Raw genomic sequence first — 17341 nt, forward strand, 5'->3', positions numbered from 1 at the left:
GCAAAATCGCCGTCCAGACCGCACACTTGCGCGTCGCTCCGCGCTTTAGAAGATAGATGAACGCCCGCTATAACGCCGCCGATATTGAAGTCCTGTCCGGCCTTGACCCGGTCAAGCGCCGTCCCGGCATGTATACCGACACCGCGCGCCCGAACCACCTGGCGCAGGAAGTGATCGACAACTCGGTGGACGAGGCCCTCGCCGGCCATGCCCGCTCGATCGAGATCACCCTGTACAAGGACGGCAGCGTGGAGGTCAGCGATGACGGCCGCGGCATGCCGGTGGACATCCATCCGGAAGAGAAGATCCCGGGCGTCGAACTGATCCTCACCCGCCTGCATGCAGGCGGCAAGTTCAGCAACAACAACTACACCTTCTCCGGCGGCCTGCATGGCGTCGGCGTCAGCGTGGTCAACGCGCTGTCGACCCTGGTGGAGGTGCACATCAAGCGCGAAGGTGCCGAACACCGCATCACCTTCCGCAATGGCGACCGCGCCACGCCGCTGGAGGTGGTCGGCACCGTCGGCAAGAAGAACACCGGTACCCGCGTGCGCTTCTGGCCGGACCCGAAGTACTTCGACACGCCCAAGTTCGCGGTGCGCGCGCTGAAGCACCTGCTGCGCGCCAAGGCCGTGCTGTGCCCGGGCCTGACCGTCAAGCTGACCGACGAAGCCACCGGTGAAGTCGATACCTGGTACTACGAAGACGGCCTGCGCGACTACCTGAAGCTGGAACTGGGCGAGCGCGAATCGCTGCCGGCCGACCTGTTCGTCGGCAACCTCAAGAAGGACACCGAGGTGGTGGACTGGGCCGTGGCCTGGCTGCCGGAAGGTGAGCTGGTCCAGGAAAGCTATGTCAACCTGATTCCGACCGCCCAGCATGGCACCCACGTCAACGGCCTGCGTACCGGCCTGACCGAGGCGCTGCGCGAGTTCTGCGACTTCCGCAACCTGCTGCCACGCGGCGTCAAGCTGGCCCCGGAAGACGTGTGGGACCGGGTGTCGTTCGTGCTGTCGCTGAAGATGACCGACCCGCAGTTCAGCGGCCAGACCAAGGAACGCCTGTCCTCGCGCCAGGCCGCCGGCTTTGTAGAGGGCGCCGCGCACGATGCGTTCAGCCTGTTGCTGAACCAGAACGTGGAGCTGGGCGAGAAGATCGCGCAGATCGCCATCGAGCGCGCCAGTGCGCGCCTGAAGACCGAGAAGCTGGTCGTCCGCAAGAAGGTCACGCAGGGCCCGGCCCTGCCCGGCAAGCTGGCCGACTGCATCAGCCAGGACCTGTCGCGCACCGAGCTGTTCCTGGTGGAAGGTGACTCGGCAGGCGGCAGCGCCAAGCAGGCGCGCGACAAGGATTTCCAGGCGATCCTGCCGCTGCGCGGCAAGATCCTCAACACCTGGGAAGTGTCGTCCAACAGCGTGCTGGCCTCCGAAGAAGTGCACAACCTGGCCGTGGCCATCGGCTGCGACCCCGGCAAGGACGACATCACCGGCCTGCGCTACGGCAAGGTGGTGATCCTGGCCGACGCGGACTCCGATGGCCTGCATATCGCCACCCTGCTGACCGCGCTGTTCCTCAGGCATTTCCCGGCGCTGGTCGATGCCGGCCACGTGTTCGTGGCAATGCCGCCGCTGTTCCGCATCGACGTGGGCAAGCAGGTGTTCTACGCCCTGGATGAGGAAGAGAAGCGTTCGATGCTGGACAAGATCGAGCGCGAGAAGATCAAGGGCGCAGTCAACGTCACCCGCTTCAAGGGCCTGGGCGAGATGAACCCGAACCAGCTGCGCGAGTCGACCATCCATCCGGATACGCGCCGCCTGGTGCAACTGACCGTGGACGATGGCGAGCAGACCCGTTCGCTGATGGACATGCTGCTGGCCAAGAAGCGCGCGTCCGACCGCAAGGGCTGGCTGGAGTCGAAGGGCGATCTGGCCTCGCTGGAGGTCTGATCCCGGCACGGGGTCGGATCCCTTTGCCTGGCAAAGGGCTCTGACCCGGTTGCCCGGTAGTGCCGGCCGCTGGCCGGCAACCTCGACTGCCGGCCAGCGGCCGGCACTACCGGTTCATGCGCCCTCGGCATTACGCCCCCATCGGCAAACCCGGCAGCGCCATAATGCGCGTCCACCCGTGTGGACCATCGTATTGGCCAGCCACTCGCTGCTGTTCCCCGGCCTGCCGCTGCACAGTGCACGGCTGGTCCTGAGCCCGATCCGTCGTGACGACGCCGCCGCGCTGTTCACGCTGCAGTCCAACCCGGATGTCATGCGATGGTGGAACCATCCAGCCTGGACGCGACTGGCCGAAGCGCGCGAGCAGATCGACGATGACCTCGCCGCCCATGCCATCGGCACCCAGCTGAAGCTGGCCGTGCGCGAGTCGCTGGAAGGTCCGCTGCTGGGCATCTGCGTGGTATTCGCGGTGGACCGCGATGCGGCGCGCGCCGAGATCGGCTACCTGCTGGCACCCGATCGCCAGGGCCAGGGCTATATGCACGAGGCCCTGCAACAGGTACTGGCCTACCTGTTCCGCACCCTGCACCTGCATCGGGTGGAAGCCGAGATCGACCCGCGCAATGCGCCGTCCGCGCACGTGCTGGATCGCCTGGGCTTCCACCGCGAGGGGGTGCTGCGCCAGCGCTGGCGCATCCAGGGGCAGCTGGCCGACTCGGCCGTCTACGGCCTGCTGGCCGATGACGACGCCGCAGCCACCCTCCCCGCTTGACCCAATCTGGCCAGTAGCGGGCTCAACGCACGGCCATGCCTTTGGACACATACGGCATGGCCCGCCACCGGCCTAGCATCGGAACCCCCTTCCGCTGCCGAACCGGTGCCATGAAGTCCCTGCTGCACACTGCCGCGCTCTGCGTCGGCCTGCTCATCGCCCCTGCCAGCGTGCTGGCCGCGCCCGACGCCGAGGGCAAGCCCGACCCGAAAGACGACAAGACCGAAGCGCCTGCGCTGCCCGCCGACGCCTCGGCCCGCCAGAGCATGCGCCTGGCCGGCCGCACCCTGGACTACACCGCCACCGTCGGCACCCTGCCGGTACGCGATGCCAAGGGCAAGGTGATCGCCGATGTGGTGTTCACCGCCTACACGATGCCGGGCAAGGACCGGCCGGTGACCTTCGCGCTCAATGGCGGCCCCGGTGCGTCGTCGGTGTACCTCAACATGGGCGCGATCGGGCCCAAGGTGGTGACCTTCGGCTCCGAGGGTGACAGCGCATCGGCGCCGGCCACCCTGCACGACAACCCGGGCACCTGGCTGGACTTCACCGATCTGGTGTTCATCGATCCGGTCGGTACCGGCTTCAGCCGCGCGCGGATCGGCGACGATGAAGCCAAGAAAGCGCTCTACAACCCCAGTGCCGACGTCGAATACCTGTCGCGCTCGATCTACGACTGGCTGCTGCGCAACCAGCGCATGGCCTCGCGCAAGTACCTGACCGGCGAGAGCTACGGTGGCTACCGCGGCCCGCGCATCACCCACTTCCTGCAGACCCGGCTGGGCGTGGCGATGAACGGACTGGTGCTGGTCTCGCCCTACCTGAGCCCGACCCTGGAAGACAACGCCGATGTCTCGCCGATGGCGTGGATGCAGACGCTGCCGTCGATCGCCGCGGCGCACCTGGAGCGCCAGGGCAAGCTGACCGATGCGGCGATGCGCGAGGTGGTGGAGTACACCCGTGGCGATTACGCCACCGCGTTGATGAAGGGCCGCAGCGATCCGCAGGCTACGGAGGCCATGCTGCGCCGGGTCACCGCGCTGACCGGACTGGACCCGCAGTTCGTGCGCCGCGCTGGCGGGCGCCTGGAGACCCAGGCCTACCTGCGTGAAGTGTTCCGCGACAAGGGCACGCTGGGCAGCCGTTACGACTCCAACGTGACCGCGTTCGATCCGTTCCCGAATGATCCGGAGCAGCGCGCCAACGACCCACTGCTGGACAGCATCATCGCGCCGACCACCACGGCGATGGTCGACTTCGTGACGCGCGTGGTCGGCTGGAAAGTAGATGCGCGCTACCAGGCGCTGAACTACGACGTGAACCGGCTGTGGGACCGCAATGGCGAACTGCGCCAGGGTGCGGTGACCCAGCTGCGCCAGGCGGTGGCGATCGACCCGCATCTGCAGGTGCTGATCGTGCATGGCTGGAACGACCTGTCGTGCCCGTTCATGGGCTCGATCCTGACCGTGGACCAGATGCCGACGATGGGCAGCAATCCGGACCGGGTGCAGGTGCGCAGTTATCCGGGCGGGCACATGTTCTACAGCCGGGCGGACAGCCAGGCGGCGTTCCGCAAGGATGTACAGGCGTTGTTCCAGCGTAATTGAAGGGGTTTGGCCGGGCCTGCGGCCCGGCACCCGCTGACAGCCACGGCAACGGCAACTGCAAAAGCTGGCTTCCTGAGGGCTGTTGGTGGGTGCCGACCGTTGGTCGGCACGGGGCGGATCCCGTTGCTTGGCAACGGGCCCTGACCCTGGTTCTGCTCTGGTAGGTGTCGACCTTGGTCGACACGGTGGGTGCGGAAAAATTCTTGCCCATGAAAAAGCCCGCCTGATATGGCGGGCTTTTCGTTTACAACCTTGGCGTGGCGATCAGGTCCAGCCGAACAGCTCGAACAGCTTCAGGATCAGGTACGCACAGCCACCGGCCGCCGGGATGGTCAGGATCCAGGCCCAGACGATGCGCTCGATCACGCCGAACTTCAGCGAGCGCGGGTTCTTGGCGAAGCCGACGCCCATGATCGCGGTGGAGATGCTGTGCGTGGTCGAGACCGGCATGCCGAAGTGGGCCGCCAGGGTCAGGATGGTGGCCGAGCTGGTCTCCGCGGCGAAGCCGTGGATCGGGTGCAGCTTGACCATCTTGTGGCCCAGGGTCTTGATGATCTTCCAGCCGCCCGAAGCGGTACCGGCCGCCATCACCACCGCGCAGGTCAGCACGATCCACATCGCGATGCCGTCACCGGCATGCGCGTCCGGGTGCATGAAGGCCAGCCAGGACGGCAGGTCGTTCAATGCGCCGGTGGCTTCGGCACCGATCAGGGTCATGGCGATGATGCCCATGGTCTTCTGCGCGTCGTTGTGGCCGTGGGCGAAGCCCATGTAGGCCGCCGAGGCGATCTGCGCCTTGCCGAAGAAGGCGTTGACGATGCGCGGACGGGCCAGGCGGCCGATGGCACCACCGATCTTGGCCAGGCCGGCGATCAGCGCCCACAGCAGCACCATCACCACGATGCCGAGCAGGAAGCCGGCGATCGGCGAGGTGATCATCGGCACGAACACCTTCCACAGCAGGCCCTTGTTCTGCGCCCAGCTGCCCAGGCGCTCGGACCAGATCAGCGCGTCCCAGTTGTTGTGGGCGGCAGCCAGGCCGGCGCCGCAGAGGCCACCGATCAGGGCGTGCGAGGACGAGGACGGCAGGCCCTTCCACCAGGTGATCAGGTTCCAGATGATGCCGCCCAGCAGGGCGCACAGGATCACCTGCGGGGTGACCTCGACCACGTTGGTGTTGAGCAGGCCCGAGGCGATGGTCAGCGCCACCGCGGTACCGGTCAGTGCACCGATGAGGTTCATGAAGGCGGCCAGCATCACCGCCCAGCCGGGCGAGAGCACCTTGGTCGCCACCACGGTGGCAATGGAGTTGGCAGTGTCGTGGAAGCCGTTGATGAACTCGAAGACGAGCGCGGCCAGGATCACCACCAGGACAAGGGTCAACATGCGGCGGCGTCCGTCAGCTGTTCTTCAACACGATCTGGTACGCCACCACGCCAGCCTCGCGGCAGCGGTCGATGGCCTTTTCCAGGATCTCGAAGAATTCCTTCAGCAGGAACATCTGCAGGTTGTCCAGGCGGCCCGAATAGATGTCGCGGTACAGCTCGAGCATCAGGCGGTCGGCCTCGTTCTCCAGCGAGCGCAGCTTCTCGTTGAGCGCGGTCATCCGGTCCAGGTTCATGTGGCGCAGATCGGCCACCATCTCCACCACCACGCCGGCGGCCTGTTCGAGCATCGCCGCGCGCGGCGCGAAGTCGATGTGCTCCAGGTGCGTCGTGGCCAGCGAATAGCGATCGGCGAACTTCTCGATCTGCTTGGGAATCTTGTACAGCGCCGAGCCCAGCGCTTCGATGTCTTCGCGCTCGATCGGGGTCATGAAGCTGTCCACCAGCGCCTGGCTGATCTTGTCCGAGGCCGCGCGTTCGCGCAGGCGGGCCAGCTTGAAGGCGTCCAGCGCGGGCTGGCGGTCGGCCTCGCGCAGCATGGAATGCAGCGCCTTGGCGGCGTCGGAAGCCGCGACGGCAGCCTCATCGAGCAGGGTGTAGAACTGTTTGCCGGAACCGAAAATGGTCTGCAGAGAGAACATTGAGAAACCTGTCAGCCGTCGCGGGAAGGACGGCACCAGACGGAATTATGACGGCTAGATGACCATCACGGGTATCCCCGCCCCCTTTCGAGGCCTTGGAACTCCCAACCTGAACAGGCGGTTGCCACCCTGCCATGCCCCTTTGCTAAGATGCCAGCGCGCCTTCGGGCGCACCTTATGGACGACGACCCTTATCCCCCTGCGCCGCGCCGGACCCCGTTCCTGAGCGCCTGCCGCCATCGCCAGCACCCGCCCTCCCTGCCACCAACCGGGGACGACGCCCGTGTTTGAAATGATCCTGATTGTCTTCGCGCTTGTTCTGCTGAACGGCTTCTTCGCCATGTCCGAGATGTCGGTCATGACCTCGCGCAAGAGCCGCCTGAAGCAGATGGCTGCCACCTCCAAGCGCGCGGCCAAGGCACTGGAGCTGTCCGAGAAGCCGGAGAGCTTCCTGTCCACCGTGCAGATCGGCATCACCGTGATCGGCGTGCTGACCGGCTACCTCGGCGGTGAGGCGCTGGGCGAGGCCTTCGCCGGCTGGATCCAGGGGCTGATGCCGGGGTTTGCGTACGCGGGCAACATCGGTACCGCGCTGGCCGTCAGCCTGATCACCTTCATCACGCTGATCTTCGGCGAACTGGTGCCCAAGCGCCTGGCGCTGACCCGCTCGGAGGCCATTGCCGGCCTGGTCGCGATGCCGATGAGCTGGCTGGCCAAGCTGGCCCTGCCCTTCGTCTGGCTGCTGTCCAAGACCACCCAGCTGGTGCTGCGCCTGTTCGGCCTGGGCAAGGATGAAGTCGCCTCGGTGACTGAAGAAGAGATCCGCATGCTGGTGGCCGAGAGCCACGAAGCCGGTGTGATCGACGCCCACGAGCGTGACATGATGAACCGCGTCATGCGCCTGGGCGACCGCACCGCCGACAGCCTGATGACCCCGCGCAACCGCATTGCCTGGCTGGACACCCAGGCCGGGCTGGAGCGCAACCTGGAAATCATGGCCGAGCACGAGTTCTCGCGGTACCCGGTGTACCGCGACAACGACATGGACGTGGTCGGCGTACTTGAACTGAAATCGCTGGCCACGCGCATGGCGCGCGGCGACAACGCGCTGTTCCAGACCCTGCGCGAACCGCTCTACGTGTCCGAATCGACCCACGCGATGAAGCTGCTGGAGATCTTCCGCGAGGAACAGCAGTCGATGGCGCTGGTGGTTGACGAGTACGGCGAGATCCAGGGCCTGGTGACCATCAGCGACTTGATGGGCGCCGTGGTCGGCCGCCTGCAGGCGGTGGAGAATGCCGATGAAGACGCGCTGGTGGTGACCCGCGAGGACGGTTCGCTGCTGGTGGACGGCTCGCTGCCGATCGAAGACCTGCGCGAACTGATCGGCAGCAACGAGCTGCCCGATGCCGAGGACGGCGATTACTACACCCTGGCCGGCATGTGCATCCACTACTTCGGCCGCATCCCGCACGCAGGCGAGTACTTCGACTGGGCCGGCTGGCGCTTCGAAGTGGTCGACCTGGACGGTGCGCGGGTGGACAAGCTGCTGCTGCGCACGCTGTCCGACGAGCAGGCCGATGAGCTCACCGCCTGAGGCCGGCCAGGGTCCAGGCGCCGAGCGCCCGGCCTACCGCAACGAGGGCATCCGCACCCTGCTGGAGATGTTCGCTTCCGGCGACCCGGCCGAGCACATGCCGCTCGGCCAGATCCTGAGCAACCTGCAGCAGAGCGCGTTCGGCGTGTTCCTGTTCGTGGCGATCCTGCCTTCGTTCATCCCGATCCCGGGCATGGGCGGCGCGGTCAGCGGCCCACTGGTGATCCTGATCGGCCTGCAGATGCTGTTCTGCCTGCGCCGGCCGTGGCTGCCCGGCTTCATTGCCCGCCGCGGACCCAAGCGCGGCACCATGCACCGTTTCCTGGACCGCATCGACCGCCCACTGCGGCGCCTGGACAGGATGCTGAGGCCACGCCTGCCGCAGCTGTTGACACCCCTCCCCGCCCACGCCTTCAGCGGCCTGCTGCTGGTGCTGCTGGGCCTGCTGCTGTCGTTGCCGATCCCCTTCACCAATTTCCTGTTCGGCTTCCAGCTGCTGCTGTTCTCGCTGGCGCTGCTGGAACGCGATGGCGCGCTGATGCTGTTCAACTGGATCGCCGCGTTGGCGGCGATCGCGTTCTTCGGCTTCAGTTCGGGACAGCTGGTGGGTTACACGGTGGACCTGTTCCAGCGCTGGTTCTGAGCCGGAATCCGGTAGAGCCGGCCGCTGGCCGGCTGCCACGTTTCCAGGTCTGCCGGCCAGCGCCCGGCACTACCAATACCGGACATCGATCCTCACCGAAGATCGATGAAGCCATTGTCGGCCAACTGCGCCGGCTCGTCCTGCACCGCCGACAGCACGAAATTCAACGCCTTGCCCAGCAGCGTACCCGGACCATCCCAATACTCGGCCGAGTCGGCCCGCACGTGGATCAGGCGCAGGTTCGGGTCGTCCTTGCCGCCCGGGAAAAACAGTTTCATCGCCGGCGACCACAGTTCCTCGATCTTCGCGCGGTCGTCAACGATGCGCGCGCGCCCTGCCACCGATACGTAGGTGTTCTTCGACGGCGAGGCATAGGCCACGTTGACGTGCGGATCAAGCGCGATCTCGGCAACCTTCGGGCTGTCGGCGGTGATGACGAACCACAGGTCACCGTCGAAGGTGACCTGCTGGGTGGCCAGCGGCCGGCTGTAGAGTCGTCCGTCGACGCCGGTGGTGGTGAACATCGCCACCTCCACGTCCTTGATCAGTTCTGCCAGCTGGGCGATGTGTTCAGCGCGGGTATCCGCCATGGGAGGCTCCAATGGGAAGAGCCACCATCAGACCCGTCGCGGCTGCAACGGGCCGTGACGCCATTGTTCAGCCCGCGTGGCGGGCATGCCAGGCCTGCATCGCCAGTTCGAACGAACGCAGGCGCGCGCGGTGGTCATACAGGTTGGCGGTGAGCATCAGCTCGTCCGGCGAGTGCCGCTCTACGAACGCGGCGATGCCATCGGCCACCTGCTGCGGATCGCCGAGCACGGTGCAGGCCAGGGCCCGCTCCACGCCGAGCTTTTCGTGCGGCTCCCAGAAGGCTTCGATGTCCTCGATCGGCGCCGGAATCTTGCCCGGCCGGCCGCGGCGCAGGTTGACGAAACTCTGCTGCTGGCTGGTGAACAGGCGGCGCGATTCGGCCTCGCTGTCACTGGCGACGACATTCAGGGCCAGCATCGCGTGCGGCTGCTTCAACGTGGCCGAGGGGCGGAACTCGCGGCGGTACACCGCCAGCGCCTCGTCCATGGCATCGGGCGCAAAGTGCGAGGCAAACGCATAGGGCAGGCCCATCGCGGCGGCCATGCGCGCGCCGAACAGGCTGGACCCCAGGATCCAGGTCGGCACCCGCAGGCCACCGCCCGGAACCGCCTGCACCGCCTGCCCGGGCTGTACCGGCTCGAAGTAGTGCAGCAGTTCGCGCACGTCCTGCGGGAACTGGTCGGCGCTGTCGAAGTAGCGGCGCAGTGCACGCGCGGTGGGCTGATCGGTGCCCGGCGCACGGCCGAGGCCGAGATCGATGCGGTCCGGATACAGCGAAGCCAGCGTGCCGAACTGCTCGGCCACCTGCAGCGGCGCATGGTTGGGCAGCATGATGCCGCCGGCACCGACGCGGATGCGCCGGGTGCCGCCCGCGACGTGGCCGATCAGCACGGCCGTGGCCGCGCTGGCGATGCCGGGCATGTTGTGGTGTTCGGCCAGCCAGTAACGGCGGTAGCCCAGCGCATCGGCGTGCTGGGCCAGTTCCAGCATGTTGGCGAAGGCGGCGGTGGTGTCACTGCCCTCGCAGACCGGGGCCAGGTCAAGGATCGACAACGGGATCATCAGCGGTTTTCCGTCTCAGTATCCCCCCTGCATGGGGTCGGCCAGGCGCAGCGGCCAGTGACGGTGGCGGGATGCTGATTCCCGCGGAGCCGGTTCAGGGCCTGCCGGACCGTGTAGAGCCGAGCCCATGCTCGGCTGCTGTTGATCAACAAAAGGCAGCCGAGCATGGGCTCGGCTCTACAGAAGCGTGTCAGAACGCGCTGGGGCGCGGCTCCGGCAGCGGCTGGTCGACCATCGGCTTCAGTTCGGCATCCAGCGCCACGCGCTCGTCGAACACGAAACAGCGGCCTTCATAACCTTCGCCGCCGACCTCCTCGAAGTAGCCGAGGATGCCGCCATCGAGCTGCAGCACGTTGTCCATGCCATCGTTGGCCATCCACAGTGCGGCCTTCTCGCAGCGGATGCCGCCGGTGCAGAAACTGACCACGGTGCTGTCCTTCAGCGCCTCGCGATGCGGCGCCAGCGCCTCGGGCAGGTCGGTGAACTTGTGGATGGGCAGCACCAGCGCATCCTTGAAGGTGCCGTACTCCACTTCCTGCAGGTTGCGGGTATCGAGCATCACCACCGGCTTGCCGGCGTCATCGTGGCCCTGCCGCAGCCAGCGCTGCACGGTGGCCGGATCGACCGCCGGTGCACGCGGATAGTCCAGCGGCTGGCCGTCATCGCGGCGGAAGCTGATGATCTCGTCCTTCACCTTGGCCTTCAGCCGCGCGAACGGCTGGTGCTCGCTCAGGCTGGTCTTGACCCGCATCCCGGCGAAACGCGCATCGGCATGCAGCGCGGCGTAGAAATCCTCGACCGCCTCCGGCGCGCCGGCCAGGAACAGGTTCAGTCCCTCGCCCGCCACCAGGATCGTGCCCCGCAACCCGGCCGCCTGGGCACGCGACAGCAGCTGGTCGCACAGGGACTGGGGGGCGTCGATGACGGCGAAATGGTAGGCAGCGGTGTTGGCGATCATCCTGCCATTTTAGCGCCTCCCGCCCGCACAGACAGATTCAGGGGTCAGAGCCCTCTGCGCAGCAGAGGGATCCGACCCCAAGCCCGGCAGACACCCGGAATCTGTCAGAGGCGGGGCGGTGTGGGCAGGCGGGACCGTTGGCGCCATGGATGGCGCCATCGAGCCCCCAAGGATGGGTTTACGGCGTGTCCCGCCTGCCGACACCGCCCTGCCCGCCACGGATTGCCTGCCGTTGCTGTTGCTGTTGCTGTTGCCGGCCAGCGGCCGGCACTACCGCGGGTGCCGGGTGCAACCCGGCCGCGCCCCCTACCCCCGCAACAGCATGAACGGCAGCAGCACCAGCGCCGCCGCAGCGGCCATGCCCAGCAGCACCAGCACCACGAACACCGGCCGCCGCCGGAACAGGCTGCCAAAGGTCTCCGCCGTGCCATCCCGCAACGCCTGCTCACGCTCGGCCCGCACGCGCACACCGCGCGCCGCCTGGTACCCGGCCATCAGCGCCTTCGCCCGCGGATGATCGGCGTCCTCGCGCAGCCACAGGCCACCGTTGGAAATGCCCCAGGGGCTGGGTTCGGTGCGGTACCAGGCGATGCCGTGCTGGTCGAGCAGCGTGCAGACATCGGCATATTCGTCGTCGCCGACATTGCGCAGATTGAGCAGGAGTTTTGCCATGCCGCCATGATACCCGGCGCCGATGCGCTACCCTTGCCGCCCTCGCCCTGCGCCCTTCTGGAGACGCCCGATGCGCCGCCTGCTGCTTCCCCTGCTGCTGTCCCTCGCCGCCGCTGGCTGCTCGAGCGAGCCCTCCGGTCCGCCGCCGGGCGGCACCCTGACCACCTTCGAGCGCATCGATACCGTCGCTGGCACCGGCACCGAAGCCGTTCCCGGCAGCAAGGTCACCGTGCACTACACAGGCTGGATCTACGACAACCGCACCGAAACCAAGCACGGCAAGACCTTCGACAGCTCCTTCAAGCACGGCCAGCCGTTCACCTTCGCGCTCGGCGCCGGCCAGGTCATCCGCGGCTGGGATGAGGGCGTGGCCGGCATGAAGGTCGGCGGCAAGCGCACGCTGATGATCCCGCCGGATTACGGCTACGGCGACCGCCGGGTCGGCCCGATTCCGGCCGGTTCGTCGCTGGTGTTCGATGTCGAGCTGCTCGATGTCAAGCCGTAATACCGCATTGCCCCATCGGGTCGCCGTCATCGGCGGTGGCCCGGCCGGCCTGTTCGCCGCCGAGCGCCTGCGCGCCGCGGGGCTGGACGTGGACCTGTACGAGGCCAAGGGCTCACCCGGCCGCAAGTTCCTGATCGCCGGCAAGGGCGGTCTCAACCTCACCCATTCCGATCCGCGGCCGCTGTTCGACAGCCGCTACCGCGAGCAATCCACGGCCGTGGGCCGCTGGCTGGATGGCTTCGACGCGCAGGCGCTGCGCGACTGGGCTGCCGGCCTTGGCGTGGAGACCTATGTGGGCAGCTCCGGCCGCGTGTTTCCGGTCGACCGCAAGGCTGCGCCGCTGCTGCGCGGCTGGGTGCGCCGACTGAAGGAACAGGGCGTGCGCCTGCATGCCAACCACCGCTGGATCGGCTGGGGCAACGACGGCGCGCTGCGCTTCGCCACCGAAGCCGGCGAGATCGATGTCCACGCCGATGCCAGCGTGTTGGCGATGGGTGGCGGCAGCTGGCCGCAGCTGGGCAGTGATGGCGCCTGGGTCGCCCCCTTGCAGGCACGAGGCGTGGACATTGCGCCGCTGCAATCGGCCAACTGCGGCTTCGACATCGACTGGACGCCGTTCTTCGCCCAGCGCAATGCAGGCGCACCGTTGAAGCCGGTGGTCGCGCACTGGCTCGACCTGGCCGGACAACCGCAGTCGCTGCAGGGCGAATGCGTAGCCAGCGAGTACGGCATCGAAGGCAGCCTGATCTACGCGCTGGCCGCAGACCTGCGCGAGACCATCAACCGTGATGGCCATGCCATGCTGTGGCTGGACCTGGTACCGGGACGCGATGAAGCACGCCTGCTGGCCGATCTTTCGCGGCCGCGCAAGGGTCGCAGTTTTGGTGAGCATCTGCGCCGCCAGGCCGGCCTGGATGCGGTGAAGGCCACCCTGGTGTTCGAGATCCTTGGCAAGGATGCGGGCCACGACCTGCCTGCCGTGGCTACCACGCTCAAGCGCCTGCCGTTGCGCCTTCTGCGTCCACGGCCGATGGCCGAGGTGATCAGCACTGCCGGCGGCGTGCGCCTGGATGCGCTGGATGATGGCCTGATGCTGCGGGCAGCACCCGGCGTATTCTGTGCCGGCGAGATGCTGGACTGGGAGGCCCCCACGGGGGGCTACCTGCTGACGGCGTGCTATGCCAGTGGCCTGCGCGCCGCCGAGGGCGTGATCGGGTGGCTGGCTGGGCGGTGACACCCGCATTGTGGAGTTTAGCCATGCTCAACTGCCTTTGATTCAGGCGATGAAGCAGTCGAGCATGGCTCGACTCTACAATCCCCGGGCGCTCACCACGGCCTGCGCATGCTCACCGAAGCCAGCGCCACGCCGCTGGGATGCGGGTAGGCTTCCTCCCGCACGGCAATGAATCCCTGCCGTTGGTAGAACGGCACGGCGTTTAGCGAGGCTGACAGCACCACCTCGCGCTCACGATCGGCCATCGCCAGCAGACGCTGCATCAGCGCCTGGCCGATGCCTGTGCCGCCACGATCCGGATCGACAAACAGCGCATCGACTTCATTGGCGTCGGCATCAAACACGCCGAACCCGAGCAGGACACCCTGCCCGTCCTCGGCCACCACGCAGCCTCCCTGCCCCAGCAGCCGTGCGTACTGCGACGGCGGCGGCGAAGCAGACCACGGATCGATCACCTCCGCCGGGTAGTGGCTGCTGCACGTCTCGCGAACGCAACGCGTGCGCAGTGCCCACAGCATGGCGACATCGTCGATGGTGCCGGTCCTGAACCGCATGACATCTCCCTGTAGGGCCGAGCCCGTGCTCGGCTCGGCTGTTCTTCGTTCCAACATCGCGATGAAAGAAGCAGCCGAGCATGGGCTCGGCTCTACAGCAACACATTATCGCGACTTGCTGGCGCGCAGCGCCTGGATCTTCGGCGGCGGCTGGAACGAATCGCTGCGTGCATCGGCCCAGAATGCATGGAACACCGCATGATCCGGCACCTTGTGCAGCAGCTCGCCCGGTTCCAGGTAGCGGTACAGCGACGCCAGCGAGCGGATCTCGACAGGCGAAACACGACGCAGGATGTGCTCCGGCCCCAGTTCGGCCGGATCGTTCAGGCCGGCCGCACACAACAGCTCCTTCAGGGCGTGCAGCGTGTGCTCGTGGTAGCTGTACACGCGGGTGGCCTTGTCCGGTGCATCCAGGTGCTTCCAGCGCGCCGGGTCCTGGGTGGCGATGCCGGTCGGGCACTTGTCGGTATGGCAGCTCAGCGACTGGATGCAGCCCAGCGCGAACATGAAGCCACGGCCGGCATTGCACCAGTCGGCACCCAGCGCGATGGTGCGCGCGATGTCGAAGGCGCTGGTGATCTTGCCCGCCGCGCCGATGCGGATCCGCTCGCGAAGGTCCAGGCCGACCAGCGTGTTGTGCACCAGCAGCAGTGCTTCGTGCATCGGCACGCCGACATGGTCGACGAACTCCGCCGGTGCTGCGCCAGTACCGCCTTCGGCACCGTCGACCACGATGAAGTCCGGCAGCAGGCCGGTTTCCTGCATCGCCTTGGCAATGCCGAACCACTCCCACGGGTGGCCGATGGCCAGCTTGAAACCGACCGGCTTGCCGCCGGACAGTTCGCGCAGACGGGCGACGAACTGCAGCAGTTCGACCGGCGTCGAGAACGCCGAGTGACGCGACGGCGATACGCAGTCCACGCCCATCGGCACGCCACGGGTGACCGAGATCTCAGCGGTCACCTTTGGCGCCGGCAGCACGCCGCCATGACCGGGCTTGGCGCCCTGCGACAGCTTGATCTCGATCATCCTGACCTGATCATGGGTGGCGTTGGCGACGAAGCGCTCTTCACTGAAACCGCCCTTTTCGTCACGGCAACCGAAGTAGCCCGAGCCGATCTCCCACACCAGATCGCCGCCCATCTCGCGGTGGTACGGCGAAATCGAACCTTCACCGGTGTCGTGGTAGAAGCCACCACGCCGTGCGCCTTCGTTCAGTGCGCGGATCGCGTTGGCCGACAGCGAGCCAAAGCTCATCGCCGAAATATTGAACACGCTCGCCGAATACGGCTTTGCACAATTGGCGCCGATCAGCACGCGGAAATCGTGCTTGGCGATGGCGGTCGGCGCCAGCGAGTGGTTGATCCACTCGTAATCCACCGCGTAGGTGCTGCGCAGGGTGCCGAACGGCACCGTGTCCATCTCGTTCTTGGCCCGCTGGTAGATCAGTGCACGCTGCTGGCGCGAGAACGGCACGTCCTCCAGGTCGCTCTGCACGAAGTACTGGCGGATTTCCGGACCGATCGATTCCAGGCCGTAGCGGAAGTGTGCCATCACCGGATAGTTGCGGCGCAGCGTGCTGCGCTTCTGCAGCAGGTCCCAGGTCCCCAGAGCCACCATCGCGGCGGTCAGGCCGACGCCCCAGTACCAGGCCGGCCAGATCGTGGCCAACCACAGGCAGATGGGGAACATCAGGATGGCGAGCAGGTAGACGATATACCGGTGCATGGCGTTCCTTGGTTGCAACTGCCTGCGAGTCTACCGTGCTGCCCGCCGCCCGGGTTTACAGGCGATCGTCAACCACGTTGCGTGGCCAGGCCGATTTGACGTCGTAGACCAGGCCGCCCGGCGCCAGCAGCGACCGGATACCCGCCTCGTCCATCGCCTTGAAGCGGGCATGGGCAACCGCCAGCACCACCGCGTCATAGGCCCCTGCCACGGGTTCGGCCAGCCACTGCACGCCCTCATCGGCCAATGCCGCCGGGCCGACCCAGGGATCACTGACCTCGACCTGAGCGCCGGCATCACGCAGGCGCTGCGCCAGCTCCAGCGCGCGGCTGTTGCGCAGGTCCGGGCAATCCTCCTTGAAGGTCACACCGAGCACCAGGATGCGCGACTGCACTGGTTCGCGGCCGCGTTCGGCCAGCATCGCCAGCACCCGCGACGCCACATGCTCACCGACGCGGTTGTTGACCTGCCGCGCGGTGTGGATCAGGTCCGGGTGGTAGCCCACGCTCTCGGACTTGTGCAGCAGGTAATACGGGTCTACGCCGATGCAATGGCCGCCGACCAGGCCCGGCCGGAATGGCAGGAAGTTCCACTTGCTGCCGGCGGCATCGAGCACATCCTGGGTATCGATGCCCAGCCTGTCGAAGATCAGCGCCAACTCATTGACCAGCGCGATGTTCACATCGCGCTGGATGTTCTCGACCACCTTGGCCGCCTCGGCCACGCGCATCGATGGCGCGGGGAACGTGCCGGCGGCAATGATGCGCTGGTACAGGCCATCGATCACCGCAGCCACTTCCGCTGTCGACCCCGAGGTGATCTTGCGGATGTCGGCCAGGCGCCGCTGGCGGTCACCGGGACTGACCCGCTCCGGGCTGTAACCGCAGTAGAAGTCTTCGTTGAAGCGCAGGCCCGAGCCTTCTTCCAGCAGCGGCACGCAGACTTCTTCAGTGGTGCCGGGGTACACCGTGGATTCGTAGATCACCAGGTCACCCGCGCGCAGATGGCTGGCGATCAGCCGCGTCGCCGAACGCAACGGCTCCAGATCGGGCTGCTCATAGGCATCGATCGGCGTCGGCACGGTGACGATGTAGACGTTGCATGCATCAAGCAAGGCCGGATCGCTGCCGTACTGCAGCTGCCGAGCACTGGCCAGCTCGTCGGCCTCCACCTCCAGCGTATGGTCCTGGCCATCGCGCAGCTCGGCGATGCGATCGGCATCGATGTCGAAGCCCAGCGTCGGCCAGTGCCGACCGAAGGCCACCGCCAACGGCAGCCCGACGTAGCCCAGGCCGATCACCGCAAAACGCGGGGTCTCCGCTGCCGCAAGGGACGCGCTCACTGGCATGTCCCGCGCAACGGCATGCATGCCGCCATGGATTCGGCCGACCTGCTCATTCGCTGCACCACTCCGTGTAATTCCACGCCAGAAAGGCGACAGCGTAA

Annotated in this window: 16 protein-coding genes; 7 read left to right on the forward strand and 9 right to left on the reverse strand. The window is 66.8% G+C overall.

Annotated features, from left to right (window positions below):
- Positions 1-56: 56 nt before the first annotated feature.
- The 3 genes from parE (at position 57) to J3A72_RS16795 (ending at position 4325) form a co-directional block, all read left to right on the forward strand.
- The gene (gene parE, locus J3A72_RS16785; protein ID WP_032959196.1) at positions 57-1946 is read left to right on the forward strand and encodes a DNA topoisomerase IV subunit B; all 1890 of its coding nucleotides are present in this window, start codon (positions 57-59) and stop codon (positions 1944-1946) included.
- Positions 1947-2139: 193 nt separating this feature from the next.
- Positions 2140-2718 carry a GNAT family protein gene (locus J3A72_RS16790; RefSeq protein ID WP_046429987.1) on the forward strand — a complete coding sequence of 193 codons (579 nt, stop codon included), beginning with the start codon at positions 2140-2142 and terminating at the stop codon, positions 2716-2718.
- 110 nt (positions 2719-2828) lie between these two features.
- Positions 2829-4325, forward strand: a complete 1497-nt coding sequence (locus tag J3A72_RS16795) for a S10 family peptidase (RefSeq protein ID WP_014646692.1) — start codon at positions 2829-2831, stop codon at positions 4323-4325.
- Between the two features lie 264 nt (positions 4326-4589).
- On the opposite strand, the gene J3A72_RS16800 is transcribed toward J3A72_RS16795, so the two are convergent.
- The gene (locus J3A72_RS16800; protein ID WP_014646691.1) at positions 4590-5711 is read right to left on the reverse strand and encodes an inorganic phosphate transporter; all 1122 of its coding nucleotides are present in this window, start codon (positions 5709-5711) and stop codon (positions 4590-4592) included.
- Positions 5712-5724: 13 nt separating this feature from the next.
- On the reverse strand, positions 5725-6351 hold the full coding sequence (locus J3A72_RS16805; RefSeq protein ID WP_004152833.1) for a DUF47 family protein: 627 nt from the start codon (positions 6349-6351) through the stop codon (positions 5725-5727).
- Positions 6352-6643: 292 nt separating this feature from the next.
- Between J3A72_RS16805 and J3A72_RS16810 the strand changes: the two genes are divergently transcribed.
- Together J3A72_RS16810 and J3A72_RS16815 are read left to right on the forward strand one after the other, a co-directional pair.
- Positions 6644-7948: a hemolysin family protein gene (locus J3A72_RS16810; RefSeq protein WP_032959200.1), complete on the forward strand. Its 1305-nt coding sequence runs from the start codon at positions 6644-6646 to the stop codon at positions 7946-7948.
- Positions 7932-8591 (forward strand): exopolysaccharide biosynthesis protein, encoded by a 660-nt coding sequence (locus J3A72_RS16815; protein ID WP_014646689.1) that lies wholly within the window; start codon positions 7932-7934, stop codon positions 8589-8591. The genes J3A72_RS16810 and J3A72_RS16815 overlap by 17 nt, the downstream gene beginning before the upstream one ends.
- A gap of 92 nt (positions 8592-8683) precedes the next feature.
- On the opposite strand, the gene J3A72_RS16820 is transcribed toward J3A72_RS16815, so the two are convergent.
- From J3A72_RS16820 to J3A72_RS16835, 4 genes are all read right to left on the reverse strand, one after another.
- Positions 8684-9181 (reverse strand): pyridoxamine 5'-phosphate oxidase family protein, encoded by a 498-nt coding sequence (locus J3A72_RS16820; RefSeq protein ID WP_014646688.1) that lies wholly within the window; start codon positions 9179-9181, stop codon positions 8684-8686.
- Positions 9182-9248: 67 nt separating this feature from the next.
- Positions 9249-10244, reverse strand: coding sequence for an LLM class flavin-dependent oxidoreductase (locus J3A72_RS16825; RefSeq protein ID WP_075076285.1), 996 nt, complete (start codon positions 10242-10244; stop codon positions 9249-9251).
- A 190-nt stretch (positions 10245-10434) separates the two neighbouring features.
- Entirely contained in the window at positions 10435-11202 is a 768-nt protein-coding gene (locus J3A72_RS16830; protein ID WP_075076286.1) for a sulfurtransferase, read from the reverse strand.
- 306 nt (positions 11203-11508) lie between these two features.
- Positions 11509-11874, reverse strand: a complete 366-nt coding sequence (locus J3A72_RS16835) for a DUF6164 family protein (RefSeq protein ID WP_032959288.1) — start codon at positions 11872-11874, stop codon at positions 11509-11511.
- A gap of 70 nt (positions 11875-11944) precedes the next feature.
- Between J3A72_RS16835 and J3A72_RS16840 the strand changes: the two genes are divergently transcribed.
- Together J3A72_RS16840 and J3A72_RS16845 are read left to right on the forward strand one after the other, a co-directional pair.
- A complete protein-coding gene (locus tag J3A72_RS16840; protein WP_014646684.1) occupies positions 11945-12379 on the forward strand; it encodes an FKBP-type peptidyl-prolyl cis-trans isomerase in 435 nt (144 codons plus the stop codon).
- Positions 12366-13613 carry a TIGR03862 family flavoprotein gene (locus J3A72_RS16845; RefSeq protein ID WP_075076749.1) on the forward strand — a complete coding sequence of 416 codons (1248 nt, stop codon included), beginning with the start codon at positions 12366-12368 and terminating at the stop codon, positions 13611-13613. Before J3A72_RS16840 ends, J3A72_RS16845 begins: the two co-directional genes overlap by 14 nt.
- Positions 13614-13705: 92 nt before the next feature.
- Here the strand turns inward: J3A72_RS16845 and J3A72_RS16850 are convergent, their stop codons facing one another.
- The 3 genes from J3A72_RS16850 to J3A72_RS16860 all read right to left on the reverse strand — a co-directional run bounded on the left by J3A72_RS16850 (position 13706) and on the right by J3A72_RS16860 (position 17237).
- Positions 13706-14167, reverse strand: coding sequence for a GNAT family N-acetyltransferase (locus J3A72_RS16850; protein WP_075076750.1), 462 nt, complete (start codon positions 14165-14167; stop codon positions 13706-13708).
- Between the two features lie 105 nt (positions 14168-14272).
- A complete protein-coding gene (locus J3A72_RS16855) occupies positions 14273-15895 on the reverse strand; it encodes an FMN-binding glutamate synthase family protein (protein ID WP_049442295.1) in 1623 nt (540 codons plus the stop codon).
- Positions 15896-15950: 55 nt separating this feature from the next.
- The gene (locus J3A72_RS16860; protein WP_014646680.1) at positions 15951-17237 is read right to left on the reverse strand and encodes a nucleotide sugar dehydrogenase; all 1287 of its coding nucleotides are present in this window, start codon (positions 17235-17237) and stop codon (positions 15951-15953) included.
- Positions 17238-17341 lie beyond the last annotated feature (104 nt).

The organism is Stenotrophomonas sp. PvP093 (assembly GCF_017876915.1).
Classification (GTDB): Bacteria; Pseudomonadota; Gammaproteobacteria; order Xanthomonadales; family Xanthomonadaceae; genus Stenotrophomonas; species Stenotrophomonas muris.